The organism is Pedobacter rhodius, assembly GCF_027213645.1.
Taxonomy (GTDB): Bacteria; Bacteroidota; Bacteroidia; order Sphingobacteriales; family Sphingobacteriaceae; genus Pedobacter; species Pedobacter rhodius.
On record NZ_JAPWGL010000001.1, the window covers coordinates 291,518 to 305,020 of the forward strand.

General features: G+C 36.9%; 11 protein-coding genes. 5 read left to right on the plus strand and 6 right to left on the minus strand.

The genetic code is table 11. The features are described 5' to 3' along the window. Window positions 1–18: 18 nt before the first annotated feature. Together O0931_RS01400 and O0931_RS01405 are read right to left on the minus strand one after the other, a co-directional pair. Window positions 19–1,365 (minus strand): ankyrin repeat domain-containing protein, encoded by a 1,347-nt coding sequence (locus O0931_RS01400; protein ID WP_269413778.1) that lies wholly within the window; start codon window positions 1,363–1,365, stop codon window positions 19–21. A gap of 23 nt (window positions 1,366–1,388) precedes the next feature. Beyond that, window positions 1,389–2,567 carry an ankyrin repeat domain-containing protein gene (locus tag O0931_RS01405; RefSeq protein ID WP_269413779.1) on the minus strand — a complete coding sequence of 393 codons (1,179 nt, stop codon included), beginning with the start codon at window positions 2,565–2,567 and terminating at the stop codon, window positions 1,389–1,391. A gap of 244 nt (window positions 2,568–2,811) precedes the next feature. On the opposite strand from O0931_RS01405, the gene O0931_RS01410 reads away from it, so the two are divergent. After that, window positions 2,812–5,031 carry an NADP-dependent isocitrate dehydrogenase gene (locus O0931_RS01410; RefSeq protein WP_269413780.1) on the plus strand — a complete coding sequence of 740 codons (2,220 nt, stop codon included), beginning with the start codon at window positions 2,812–2,814 and terminating at the stop codon, window positions 5,029–5,031. A gap of 99 nt (window positions 5,032–5,130) precedes the next feature. Here O0931_RS01410 and O0931_RS01415 read toward each other — a convergent pair whose 3' ends face one another. Beyond that, the gene (locus O0931_RS01415) at window positions 5,131–5,688 is read right to left on the minus strand and encodes a transposase (RefSeq protein ID WP_269413781.1); all 558 of its coding nucleotides are present in this window, start codon (window positions 5,686–5,688) and stop codon (window positions 5,131–5,133) included. A 120-nt stretch (window positions 5,689–5,808) separates the two neighbouring features. Between O0931_RS01415 and O0931_RS01420 the strand changes: the two genes are divergently transcribed. Then, window positions 5,809–6,216 (plus strand): hypothetical protein, encoded by a 408-nt coding sequence (locus tag O0931_RS01420; RefSeq protein WP_269413782.1) that lies wholly within the window; start codon window positions 5,809–5,811, stop codon window positions 6,214–6,216. Window positions 6,217–6,302: 86 nt separating this feature from the next. On the opposite strand, the gene O0931_RS01425 is transcribed toward O0931_RS01420, so the two are convergent. Further along, window positions 6,303–8,135, minus strand: a complete 1,833-nt coding sequence (locus O0931_RS01425) for a DNA polymerase III subunit gamma/tau (protein WP_269413783.1) — start codon at window positions 8,133–8,135, stop codon at window positions 6,303–6,305. A 171-nt stretch (window positions 8,136–8,306) separates the two neighbouring features. Here O0931_RS01425 and O0931_RS01430 point away from each other — a divergent pair, with 171 nt between their 5' ends. Continuing rightward, entirely contained in the window at window positions 8,307–9,053 is a 747-nt protein-coding gene (locus tag O0931_RS01430) for a DUF3108 domain-containing protein (protein WP_269413784.1), read from the plus strand. 568 nt (window positions 9,054–9,621) lie between these two features. Here O0931_RS01430 and O0931_RS01435 read toward each other — a convergent pair. Beyond that, window positions 9,622–10,494 carry an AraC family transcriptional regulator gene (locus O0931_RS01435; RefSeq protein ID WP_269413785.1) on the minus strand — a complete coding sequence of 291 codons (873 nt, stop codon included), beginning with the start codon at window positions 10,492–10,494 and terminating at the stop codon, window positions 9,622–9,624. Window positions 10,495–10,667: 173 nt separating this feature from the next. Between O0931_RS01435 and O0931_RS01440 the strand changes: the two genes are divergently transcribed. Then, window positions 10,668–11,261, plus strand: a complete 594-nt coding sequence (locus O0931_RS01440) for a T9SS type A sorting domain-containing protein (protein ID WP_269413786.1) — start codon at window positions 10,668–10,670, stop codon at window positions 11,259–11,261. 77 nt (window positions 11,262–11,338) lie between these two features. Here O0931_RS01440 and O0931_RS01445 read toward each other — a convergent pair whose 3' ends face one another. Continuing rightward, complete coding sequence (locus O0931_RS01445) at window positions 11,339–11,893, minus strand: sigma-70 family RNA polymerase sigma factor (RefSeq protein ID WP_269413787.1); 555 nt, start codon at window positions 11,891–11,893, stop codon at window positions 11,339–11,341. Window positions 11,894–12,121: 228 nt separating this feature from the next. On the opposite strand from O0931_RS01445, the gene O0931_RS01450 reads away from it, so the two are divergent. Next, complete coding sequence (locus O0931_RS01450; protein ID WP_269413788.1) at window positions 12,122–13,273, plus strand: FecR family protein; 1,152 nt, start codon at window positions 12,122–12,124, stop codon at window positions 13,271–13,273. Window positions 13,274–13,503: the final 230 nt, after the last annotated feature.

Here is a 13,503-nt window from a genome sequence, read left to right on the forward strand (position 1 = left end):
AATACATTGTTCTGTAAGCTAACCCTTCAGGATTTTTGTTTTTTCCATATCAAATTCCTCCTGTGAAAGTATGCCCGCATCAAAAAGCTCTTTTAAGTCCAGCAAAGCCTGTTTCTTTGAGCTGATGTCATTTTTTGCAGGCTCTGAAACGCTTTCTGGACGCGTTTGGTTAGGCTGACTTTGATTTATGGAATTTGATGGACTGGCTTTTAAAAGCAGCTCTGTAATTTCATTAAAGCCTTTTATGTTTGAATAATCAATGGCTTTCTGTTCTTTTACGTTTACAATAGCTGAATCAGCAGCTTTTTCCAAAAGAAATTTAACGATATCTTTCTTGCCATTTGCAGCTGCATAATGTAAGGCTGTATTGCCGCTTTCATCCTGGATATTAACGTTTGCACCCTTTTCTAAAAGTAATTTAAGCATGCTTAAATGGCCACTTTTAGCGGCTACATGCACCATGCTTTCACCGCCATAGCTATAGGCAGTATCTAAGGAAAAACCTGCAGAAACAGAAATATTACCGGCTGTTTCTACCCATTCCAGGTAAGAATACATGGAATCGTCATTTCCCGAAAGTGGCTTGGCATAATTAACATCAATACCATTTTCTAAAAATAGTTCAACAATTTCTTTCTGGTTATGGCTGCAGGCATACCAAACCGGCGATAATCCATTTTTGGAGGATACAAATACATCTGCACCATGTTCAATCAGAAGTTTGGTCAGCATTCGATTGGAATCGTAGCAGGCGATAAGCAGGGCAGATGCGCCTTCATGATTGACATGGTTGATAAGTCCGCCATTTTCCAGGATTAATTCAACCATAGGTGTATTTTTAGATTTCGCCGCCAGTAATAAAGGCGAATCGCCTTGCTTATTAGTGGTGTTTACATTGGCACCCTGGGCAATCAATTTCTGAACAATTTCCTTGTTTCTCCATCCCGATGCAACCAGGAGCGGGGTTTCTGCTTCGTTATTTTCAACATCAACCGCTAAACCGGCTTCAAGCAATTTTTCCAGCACTTCTGTTTGTCCGTTTTGCGCTGTTAAATGGAGCAAGCTGTTTCCCTTATTATCTTTAATATTTACGTTTGCGCCCTGTGCAATTAAATAAAGTGCGGTTTGTTTTTGTTTTTGTAAACAAGCAAAATAAAGTGGTGTTTCCCCTGCATGGTCTTCATAATCAATTTCGGCACCTGCGCTTACAAGTACCTGTACCAAATCTAAATAACCCCGATGCGCAGCGTAATGCAAAGCGGTTCTACCTTTTTCATCCGTATATTTTACGTCTACTTCCTGGTTTGCCAATAAAAGTTCTGCTATTTTTCGCTTGCCGCTTTCGCAGGCAATTATAAAAGACATCGACATGTGTTTTAATTTAAATGTTAAGATTGTTTCATCAACAGTTCAACTGTTTTAATTTTCAGGTTATCATCAGACGCTAACATCAACGCTGTTTTATCCTGATCGTTAGTGATAGAAATATCGGCGCCATTTTCAATCAGAAGCTTCACTTTTCGATAGATTTCTTTGGCTTTTTCAGCTTCATAATTAACATTAAAGGCACAAACTTTATGCAATAAGGTATTGCCCTGGCCATCTTTTTGATTTACATCAACCTTTCCAGAATCAAGAACTGCTTCCAGAATATCGGCTGATTTTTCAGCAATTAAATCTAAAGGTGTACTTTCTTTACCGTAATAAATATTTGTCTGATAAATATCGGCACCATCTTCAATAAGTTTACGAAGCAATTCCAGCCCTTTTCCGGAACTATAGAACATCCTTGTATATTCAAATAATAAGCTTACCCCATCTTTATTTAAAACCTCAAAATCAGGACTGGCATATTCCCTTAGTTTAGTGTAGATGTCTAAATCCTGTTTATGGGCTACCGCGTAAAAAAAAGCTGAATTACCGTCTTTATCCAAATCGTTGGGATTGGCGCCGTTTTGTAACAATAGATCCAGGTATTCTTTTTTATTAAATTCTACTGCCGTAATTAACGGTGTTTTCTGTACAACATTTGGTGCATTTACGTCTAAACCCTCATTAATTAAAAATTCGATATAGGCCAATGAAAGTTCTGGTTTCATTAAATTGGTTTTTATCACCTGATGAATGAAATTTTCCTCTGCATTGTTTTTAAAATTTACATCGCAGCCCGCATCGGTTAAAACTTTAATTTTTTCTATGCCGGCGCCTTGCTCAAAGAAGTAACCAAGCAGGGTTTTAGCAGCTACTTCATCGTTAAGGTTGTCGAAATGTGTAATAAATTGATTGAAAAACTGAATGCCATCTTCATCATTGCTGAGGTTTCTGATAAGGCTTTGGAAAATACTTTTATCAAAACTGTCAAATTCGTAAATATCGGTTTCGATGGTGTTATCTTTTGCCATCAAATGAAGGATTTCGTACTGTTTTTCCCTGAACAGGCTGTCGAAAATTTGTGCTTTTTGATGTTCCTGTAAGCTTTCAGATAGCTTAAAACCTTCGGTTATCAATGTCTTTGCCTCTGTATAATTTTTACTGTATAAAGTTTGTTCTAAGTTCTGCTCGCTCATTTTTTATATGCTTTATGCTTTTTATAAATAACCGGTTTCCTCGTTTTAATAAACGTAAAAAGGAAAGAGATGTTTATTCAACCTCATAAAAATATATTTATTGGCACCTCAAAAACCATAAATAACATTGCGGTGTTCCTTAATTCAATCGATTATTTTATCTTTAGGCGATTTTAAAAAAAGAAGGATTTTAATCAGAAATCTTGTTGTTTCATTCAAATTATTAGTAAAAATCAAATATAATATGTCAAATACATCAAAAATCATCTACACCAAAACAGATGAAGCGCCAATGCTGGCTACCTATTCGTTGTTACCTATTGTGCAGGCTTTTACTGCATCAGCAGGTATTGATGTAGAAACCAGAGATATTTCTTTAGCGGGAAGAATTTTGGCAAACTTTCCGGAGTATTTAAAAGACGACCAGAAAATCGGTGATGCTTTGGCAGAATTAGGTGCATTGGCCACCACACCTGAAGCAAACATTATAAAGTTACCAAATATTTCCGCATCAATTCCGCAATTGGTTGGTGCGATTACTGAATTACAAGCACAGGGATTTGCAATTCCGAATTACCCTGATAATGCACAAAGTGATGAAGAAAAAGCAATCAAAGCTAAATATGCAAAAGTTTTAGGTTCGGCTGTTAATCCTGTTTTACGTGAAGGTAATTCGGATAGGAGAGCGCCTAAAGCAGTTAAAAATTATGCTAAAACCAATCCACACTCAATGGGTAAATGGTCTGCAGATTCTAAAACAAAAGTGGCCAGCATGAGCGAAGGCGATTTTTATGGTTCAGAAAAATCAGTTACGCTTTCAGAGGCAAGTCAGTTCAAAATTGAATTTGTAGCTGAAGATGGTTCAGTAAAAGAATTAAAAGGTTTAGCGCCTTTAAAAGCAGGAGAAGTTATTGATAGTTCTGCATTGAGTTTATCGGCTTTAAAAACTTTTGTTGCCAAAGAGATTAAAGAAGCAAAAGCTGCCGGCGTATTATTATCGGCACACTTGAAAGCAACGATGATGAAGGTTTCAGACCCGCTTATATTCGGTGCCATTGTAGAAGTTTATTTTGCGGATGTATTTGCTAAATATGCTGATTTATTCGCTGAATTAAACATTGAAACCAGCAATGGTTTAGGCGATATATATGCTAAAATTGCAGGTAATCCTAAACAAGCTGAAGTTGAAGCGGCATTAGCGGAGGCAATAGCAAATGGCCCGGCTTTAGCTATGGTAAATTCTGATAAAGGTATTACCAACCTGCATGTACCAAGTGACGTGATTGTTGATGCATCGATGCCGGCAATGATTCGTACTTCAGGACAGATGTGGAATGCAGCAGGTAAACCCCAGGATACCATTGCTCTCATCCCGGATCGTTCATACGCTGGTGTTTATACGGCAACTATTGATGACTGTAAAGCACACGGTGCTTTCGATGTGACGACTATGGGTTCGGTGCCTAATGTTGGCTTAATGGCTCAAAAAGCTGAAGAGTATGGCTCACACGATAAAACTTTCCAGGCTGCCGCTAATGGAACAATCCGAGTAACGGATGCGGATGGTAAAGTTTTCTTCGATCAAAAAGTTGAAAAGGGAGATATCTTCCGTATGTGCCAAACTAAAGATGCCCCAATTCAGGATTGGGTTAAACTTGCCGTTAACCGTGCTCGTTTATCGGACACGCCAGCTGTTTTCTGGTTAGATGAAAATAGGGCACATGATAGAGAAATTATTGCAAAAGTTAATAAATATTTAAAAGACCACGATACAAACGGTTTGGATATCCGTATTCTTGCACCAATCGAAGCAACTAAATTTACTTTAGAACGTATTCGTAAAGGGGAAGATACGATTTCGGTTACGGGTAATGTATTGCGTGATTATCTAACAGATTTGTTCCCGATTTTAGAATTAGGTACTTCGGCTAAAATGCTTTCTATTGTGCCTTTAATGAACGGTGGCGGTTTATTTGAAACCGGTGCCGGGGGCTCTGCTCCTAAACACATCGAACAATTTATTGAAGAAGGTTATTTGCGTTGGGATTCTCTTGGTGAGTTCTTAGCACTTCAGGCCTCGTTAGAGCATTTATCGCAAACGCAAAACAATGCAAAAGCCCAAACCCTGGCCGATGCTTTGGATGAAGCTAATGCGAAATTTCTGGCTACAGATAAGTCTCCGGGCAGAAAATTAGGTACTATTGATAACCGTGGTTCTCATTTCTATCTGGCTTTATATTGGGCAGAAGCTTTAGCTGCACAAACAAAAGATGCGGAACTGCAGGCAAGATTTGCGCCTTTAGCAAAAGCTTTAACAGAAAATGAAGCGAAAATTAATGAAGAATTAATCGGTGCACAAGGCAAGCCTCAGGAAATTGGTGGTTACTACAACCCAAATGATGAGTTGGCTGATAAAGCCATGCGTCCGAGTGCAACGTTAAATGCTGCTTTGGCTTCTTTGTAAGTTAAAACAAGCTTAAATACAAACCCCAATCGGATTAAATTTCGATTGGGGTTTTTGGTTTCTTAAGCACTTAGCATCCTATTTATTTACACTATTAGTTTAAATATGTTCATGAAACTTATCGGTATTCCAATTTGCAGCATTGGTTATGATATAGTTTGAAATGTTAGAAAATGATGCCGAATTACGAATAATATGATCGTGAAAACGTGACTGCCACGCAAATTCAAAATCCAATCGGTTACAATGTTTTGTTACAGCAGATTTGTATGAACCCACAATAGATGAAATGGTATTTTTTCCCTGATTTTGAAATCGTTGTTGTCCGATTGTTTTTTCGGTTGAAGGTAGAGACAGGGTATGCCCTGTCTCTACCTTGTCCAAATTATTTAAAATCAAAATTCCATGTACGTGATTCGGCATTACGATAAATTCTCCCAATTCAACATTTTTGTTATGATTTTTTATTTCATACCACATTAAATTAGCAACTATTCCAATATTCGATAGAAGCATTCTCCCGTTGGCAACTTCGCCAAAATAATGCTGCCTGTCCTTCGTGCAAATCGTAATAAAATAGGCACCCTCACTTGCATAATCCCAGTTTTGGCAGCGTGCGGATGATATCCTATATTTATTTTCATACTTTTCGTTCATTAGAAATATGTCGATTACGATTAATACTAAAATATAAAAAAATATTTTTCAAAAGAATAATCAAAAACCATCTAGCCGTCCCATTGTTATATCTTCAAATAAAAACAGGAGATTAACATTATGGCAACCAACGAAAATAAAGGCTCAGGAGATAAAATACACAGTACAACCGAAAACAGTGAAATCAATAGAGAAAATTTATCTTTTGACGAACATAAACAAAGCTATGAGTTGGACGTAAAAGGAACAGAACCAGATTATGATCACCCAATGGGTTATGAAACGGTTGCTGCCGGTGCAAAAGATGATGATTCAACTTATGATGAAGCGAATCCTTATGTTGGTGATGAATATGCCAAAGAAGAAGACATCGCAGATGATAATTTAGAAGAACTAGGCATGCACGTAGATAATGGGGAGAGTGTAAAGTTAAGTCCCGAAGATGAAATTTTAGCCCGTACACCCGAAGATAACCGCGATGATTTGGATGAAGAAGGTTATCCGGTAAATGATACGCCGGAAAAATAGGTAGCAATTCTCAGTTGGCAGTTTACATTTTTGTAATCGGTAGTAATTGGAAAACTGTTCCTTAAAAACTGCCAACTGAGAACGGATTACGGATTTACATCTAAATTAAAACGTCTTCTCAGTTCGTCTAGTTTTGGGTTTTTATTGACCAGGTAGTCGTATTTTTCGCGGTTACCATAGAGCCGGTTTTCTATTTTCCGCTCCATTTGTTTGTAGGTAACTTCGATACCAAAATTTCTTAATTCGTTTCTTAAATAATTCAGCAATTCTACAGACTCTTTCTGTACAAATTGTTCCTGTGTTTTGCTTTCTACAGAGATTTCGATAACTTCAGGATTGAGCAGGGTAGGTGCAAAATTATTTAAAATGGTAAAAAGGTTAATTTTATCAGCTGCTTTAAGAATTTGAATGTAGTTATTCCAGACTTCCAACAATCTTTCGTAGCTAAAAGCTTCCCTGGCTTCACCGGTAACTTTTTTCGGACCGGTATCTTCCTCTCCGCTGGCCAGGCGTTCCAAATCATTAAGCGACGGAATGAGCGTGCTCGCTGCATTCGATTTCGGAATATTAATGCTTATAGAAGTAGCTGATGGTAGCGGAGCAACCCTGGGGACTTCCTTAGATTTTTCATCCGTAGAAGAAGGATCGAGGACTATTTTTGAAACATTTTCTACTGATGATTCTGAAAGAACTGACACCGGTTCGGGAGAACTTTCATCCTTTAACCTTTCACCTTCAACCTTATTTAAATTAGTTTTTTTTTTATCCTGATCTTGGTCAGTTGCTGTATTACTAAGGCTTAAAGGTTGCTGGGCTAAATGAACGACCGACCGGATGTGGCACATTTTTATCAGCGCCAGTTCTACCTGTAATCGTTGATTTTTAGAGTTCTTGTAATTCAGATCGCAGGTATTGGCCAGGTTTAAAGCGGTTAAAAGGAATGATAATTCCGTTTGCCTGCATTGCTCCAAGTACTTTTGCTTAATGTTTTCGCTAACTTCCAGGAGCTTAATGGTTACCGCATCTTTCCCAACTAATAAGTTACGGAAATGCGAAGCCAAACCATTGATGAAGTTATTGCCATCAAAACCGTTATTTAAAATTTCATCAAATAAAAGTAAGGTATTGCTAACATCAGCTGCGGTTAAATAGGCGGTAAGTTTGAAAAAGTAATCGTAATCTAAAATATTAAGGTTATCAATTACTGCTTTATAGGTGATGTTTTTATTGGCGTAACTGGCAATCTGATCAAACATGGAAAGCGCATCGCGCAAACCGCCGTCTGCTTTCTGGGCGATGATGTGTAAACCATCTGATTCAAAAGCAATATTTTCCCTTTGGGCGATGGTTGCTAAATGGCTCGAAATATCCTCAACCTGTATGCGGTTAAAATCAAAAATCTGGCAACGTGATAAAATGGTTGGCAGGATTTTATGTTTTTCTGTTGTCGCGAGAATAAAAATCGCATAAGAAGGGGGTTCTTCGAGGGTTTTCAGAAAAGCGTTAAACGCGTTTGCTGAAAGCATGTGAACCTCATCAATAATATAGATTTTATATTTTCCGGCTTGTGGCGGTATTCTAACCTGTTCAATTAAACTACGGATATCATCCACGGAATTGTTAGATGCCGCATCTAATTCATGAATGTTAAAAGAATGGCCTGTTTGAAAAGAAACACAGTTTTCGCATTGTCCACAAGCTTCCATTTCTGCCGTTGGACTGGTACAGTTAATGGTCTTGGCAAGGATACGGGCACAGGTTGTTTTACCAACACCTCGTGGGCCACAGAATAAAAATGCCTGTGCCAGCTGGTTGTTTTTGATGGCATTTTTTAAAGTGCCGCTAATATGCTGCTGGCCAACAACGGTTTCAAACGTTGCCGGACGATATTTACGGGCAGAAACAATAAAATTTTCCATCGGCACGAAAATAGGAAAATTTTATGGAGTTGAAATGCCATAAAGCTGGAATGTTGAAAAGTTGAATGCGCTAACTTTTTAATGCTAATCTGTAACACCTTTTACCTGAATTGGTCTAAAATTACAGGTTTGCTCCGGCAATTTAATCATCCTTAAAATTTAAATTTACAAATGAGAAAACTACTACTTTCGACAGCGCTTTTATTTGTTTTTACGGCTACTCTAATGGCTCAGGTAGATACCATAAATGCGGAAAACCACAAACTGCTTGTAGACCGTTTAAGAGCGGGTAAAAGCAGTTACCTGGTTTATATGACTGATTCGCTTGAATCAAAACGAACCGTTGGAGACATCTGGGAAAGAACGATCTCATTTGGTAAAAAAAATCAAAATGATGTTGTGGAATTTGGCTGGAAGTGGATTCATAATGACTCGCTGTTTGCCTCGATTACCAATATTTGCGATCGGAAAACACTCGCTCCAATTTATCATTATGCGAACTACAAACGCCGGGGTATTTTTGCCTACAATTATAAGAACGGTTTTATGCAGCCGGCCGACACTGTAAAAAATAATGGCGCCTTAAAGAAAGCACCGGTTAAATTGGATATTCCAATCATTTCATGGGAGCAGGATTTAGAAACGTATCCTTTGCTGCCGATTAAAAAGGTTGGTCAGCAGTTCGATATATCTTTTTTTGACCCTAATGAAAAATCAGCGACTTATCATCGTTATGAGGTAACCGGCAAGGATGAATTAAAATTAAATGCAGATGTAATTGCAAAGTGCTGGTTACTCAGAATTAACTATAGTAAAGATAGTTATGCAGTTTTCTGGCTGACAGAAAAATCGAAAGAGGTTATTAAAATGAAGGAATATTATAAAGGTAACTATAGGATAAAAGTTAAGCAGTATTAAATAGATTCAATTTATAAATTAAAGCTATTGCATTTGTATTCCCGCCTGCCTGCCTGTTGTCAATGTCATTAATTTAAGAAAAATGCTGTCAGTCTGAGCCTGTCGAAGACCTTTTTATAATCGATAACAAAAAATATTTGTCCTTCGACAAGCTACCATTGACGCATTGTCAAACCGTCATTTCGACCGCAGTGGAGAAATCTTTAGAATTGTTTTCGGTTCATACTCACGCTCGTTTCCAAACGAGCGTGTAATATAAAATCGTTTCTAACGATAAATTAGCAAAGTTGGTCATTTAAGAAAAGAAGTAATAGAAACTTTGAACCTGCAATTATTCATGCTCACGCTCGTTTCCAAACGAGCGTGTAATATAAAATCGTTTCTAACGATAAATTAGCAAAGCTGGTCATTTAAGAAAAGAAGTAATAGAAACTTTGAACCTGCAATTACTTAATAACTCATGCTCACGCTCGTTTCCAAATGAGCGTTAATATAAAATCGTTTCTAACGATAAATTAGCAAAGTTGGTCATTTAAGAAAAGAAGTAATAGAAACTTTGAACCTGCAATTACTTTATAACTGCTTTTAACTCTTGCCTGTATTGCGAAGCACTTTTCCCGGTAAACTCTTTAAACAGTTTATTAAAATGGCTGAAATTGTTAAATCCGCTTTCGAAACAAATATTAGCTATACTCATCGGTTTTTCTGCCAGAAGTTTCGAAGCGTGTACAATACGGTATTCATTTACAAATTTGGTAAAGGTTTTCTTGGTTATTTTTTTGAAATACCGGCAAAATGAAGGAACAGTCATGCTGGCCATTTCAGCAACATGTTCTAAACTGATTTCTTCTAAAAAATGATCTTTAACATAGTTAAACACCATGTTTATGCGGTCGTTATCCTGAATTTGCATTTCCATTGAAAAGCCGGAAGCATTCAGAATTTTGTAATCTTCAGCTTTTTCAAGTGCTTTTAAAACATTCAGTAAGCTTACCAGTCTTTCAAATGGTTGCTGGTTTTCCATTTTTTCAATTTTCCCGCCTACCGCTTTTATGGTTTCAGCACCAAATGCAATACCACCTTTAGCCTTATCAAACAGATCGAAAATGGGTTTTATTTCCTGTAACTGTAAAAAATCATTTCCCAGGAAATCGGGCTTCATTTGAATCACCGTTTCATTTTTGTTGCCGGTGTTGGTATCTGTAAAGCCACAATGAGGCAAATTGCTGCCAATGAGAATTAAATCACCATCAGTATAATAAGAAACGTGGCTGCCGATTTGCCGTTTACCTGCACCACCATTTACAAAAACCATTTCTATTTCCGGATGATAATGCCAAAGGTGTGCTTTATTATTGGCGTTCTCAACATATTTAGAATAGTAAAAGGAACTTCCGAAAGAAGGTTCAACAACTTCAAAACTTGGTCTTAATTTTTTCATTTTCTATTCAAATTTAGCAAATAAAATATGCTTTATTGTTTTATAAGTCTAATATAAGGTATTATAAGGTTAATATAGCATATTTATTGGAGAATATGCAATCATCTATGTGCCTGAAACAGTGGTAATTTAGCATCATCAAATAATTACAAACCCTTAAAAAATTATTGATTATGAAAAACTTACTAAAAATCAGCTTGATTGCAGCTACCTTGTTTACTGCTTCTGCAACATATGCAAACGACGATGTTTACACACTTAAAGTTAAAAGTGAAGACAACAAAACAATCCGCTTCATTATTGATGAAGCTGCTGACATTAATTTATCAATCAGAGAATTGGATAACCAGGTTTTATTTGAAGAAAACATCCACTCAGATGGTGCTTCTGTAAAAAAATACGATTTAAGTTCACTTCCTGATGGTGAATATACTTTGAATGTTGAATCTGCTTCTAAGCGCGCTGAATACAAAGTTGTAATTGCAAATAATAAAACAACTATTTCGGAACCGAAAATTACCGAACTTTTAAAACCTGTTTTTACACAGGAAAAATCAATGGTAACACTTTCTCTGGATAATGCAGATAAAGGACCGGTTGAAGTTCAGATATTGAACGAATATAACGACGAAGTATACAATGAAACATTTACCAATGCATCGAAACTGGTTAAGAAATTTAACATATCTAAAACCTTTAACAGAGAATTAACTTTTGTTGTAAAATCTAAAAATCAGGAAGTTTTCAAAACCGTTACCATCCGCTAATTATTTAAATATTTAAATTGATTAAAGGCTATCTGAAAAGATGGCCTTTTTTGTGCGGTTAATTCTGTAGGTAAATATTAAAGCGGATGATACCCGTAAAGCAGGATAATTAATATGCCAGAATATTTCATTGCTGTCCGGAGGTATTTAAGTGCTGCGGTTAATTGATTTTCAACGGTTCTTTTTGAAATGTTTAGTAAAATTGCGATTTCCTGTATGCTCAGGTTATCATGTCTGCTCATCAGGTATATTTCTCTGCAGCGATTCGGAAGCGATTCAAGTAGCAACAAAATATTGGATTGAAACTCTTCTTCCTGGATTTTCTGCTCGCCCAGGTTCGAACTCTGAAAATTCATCGACGCGGGTAAAATGTTTTCGTTTTCAAGATAATCCTCTATGTAACTAATCGGAATAGCTTTTAGTGCACGGCTCTTTCTTATTCCGTGGTAACTGGCAGAAGTAACCACATAATTTTGGAAGTTATCGATGTTTAACTGCTTTCTTTTGGTCCAGATGTTTACAAAAATATCGTGTGCAATTTCCAGTGCCAACTCGCGATCCTTTACATACCTGAGGGCCACTGCATAAACTTTTGCCCAATGCCGTTCAAATAGCTCATTAAAAGCATTCATGTCGTCGAGAACAATTTTATGAAATAGCTCTAGGTCGGTAAGTTTGGTTATTGTCATAGAATGGTTACAATAAATCTAGTATTTAAAAATCAAAATAAAAAATCACTTTGAGGTGTATAATGCGGTATTCCTGATTTTATTTTCAATTTATTTTAGATTTTATGTGTGTGCCTTGTAATTATGGTATCTATATAGTTAATAGCCAGATTAAACTTAATGCAGCCAAACATGACAGAAGAACAATATCTTTTACTTTGTGAGAAATACTTTAGGGGGGAATGTAGCCCTGAAGAATTGGCTAAGATAGCTTCCTATCAAAAAAGGCAGGGACTAAATAACATTTCTTTTGAGCAGCAAAATCAGGCTGAAGTACGTGACGCGTTGTTTAATCGTGTGCATGACAGCATAGCGCAAAATGTATCTAAGCCTGTTTGGTTTCGTTCGGCTGCATTTAAGGTGGCTGCTTCACTGGCGGCTGCATTAATTGTTTTTTTTTATTTCGCAATCAGGCCTGCAAAGGATAAAGTTAAGCCGGCAGTAGCTAAAGTTATTAAAAATCAAATTAACGATATTCCTCCAGGTTCGGCAAATGCCATATTAACGCTGGCCAATGGAAAAAGCATTAAGCTGAACGATCAGCAAAATGGGTTAATCAGCCAGCAGGAACATGCTGCAATCTCCAAATCGGGAACGGGAATTATACTCACCGCAAAGAATACTGATGCTAATGAAAGTAATTTAGCATTTAACAAAATTTCGGTTCCAAGGGCAGGGAAATATAATATTACATTATCTGACGGAACAAAAATCTGGCTGAATGCAAGTTCATCACTTAGTTTCCCGACGGTGTTTTCTGGTCAGGAACGTAAAGTAAGGTTAACAGGTGAAGCTTACTTTGAAGTAGCGAAAAATAAAAAGATGCCCTTTATTATTGATGTGAATGGCAAACAAGAGGTTGAAGTACTCGGAACACATTTTAACATCACGGCTTTTGACGACGATAAGGATATCACAACAGCACTTCTTGAAGGATCCGTACGGGTGCACGCTAAAACGAAGCAGGTACTTATTAAACCGGGAGAAATGGTTGTTAACAATCTTAAAGATAATTTAAGCATTAGGAAGGCCGATCTGGATGAAATTATGGCCTGGAAGAACGATATGTTTGTGTTCAGTAATGAGAACATTACTTCGGTTATGAAAAAAATAGCCAGGTGGTACGATGTTGAAGTTTCTTATAAAGGAGATATGGCCAATATGAATATTGATGGTAACTATTCGCGTGCTAAAGGACTTAAAAGTTTGCTCAAAAATATTGAATTATTAGATAAAGTTGATTTTCAAGTCAAGGAAAGGAGGGTTACCGTTATCGCAAAATAAATACTTAAAAAAGCCAAAACCGGAAGTGTTGAGACCACCTCCGGAATTGATAGTCATATAGACTACATGGATTAAAACAATCATTTCCAAACAATAACTATTAAATCCTAACCAAATGTATAAAAATTTTACTGCACTTAAGAGTGGGGACACGCCATGCTATAGGCGAAAAATCCATTTAATTATGAAACTCACGACCATACTGATTCTATCATTGTTTTTCCAGGTTC